We start from the raw sequence: 271 nt of genomic DNA, 5'->3' as shown, positions 1-271 counted from the left end.
ATTTTATCGCTCGTTGTCGGGCCAAACAGTTCCGCATATTCCTCCCGTGACATTTTCATCGGATTACACCCTCCATCCAGCCGGCTTGTTTTAAGTTGGCCAACGTTTTTTCTTTGCCGCGTTCATCGATAAACGTGTCGGCCATTCCGTTCAGCCCTCTAATTGTCTTGCGTCCTCTGATTTCCACTAGTGAGACCGTTTTCTGCTCTCCCGGCTCAAAACGGACCGACGTGCCTGATGGAACATCAAGACGCATGCCGATCGCCAGCTC

1 protein-coding gene is annotated in these 271 nt (G+C 51.3%); it reads right to left on the bottom strand.

Annotated elements, in window-relative coordinates; genetic code table 11:
- Nucleotides 1–55 precede the first annotated feature (55 nt).
- The coding region (locus MFF64_RS39085) for an urease subunit beta (protein ID WP_238193993.1) at nt 56–271 on the bottom strand (216 nt) is incomplete at its 5' end.

It is taken from the genome of Methylobacterium frigidaeris (assembly GCF_022179185.1).
Taxonomy (GTDB): Bacteria; Pseudomonadota; Alphaproteobacteria; order Rhizobiales; family Beijerinckiaceae; genus Methylobacterium; species Methylobacterium frigidaeris.
This window is presented reverse-complemented; position numbering and strand designations above follow the sequence as displayed.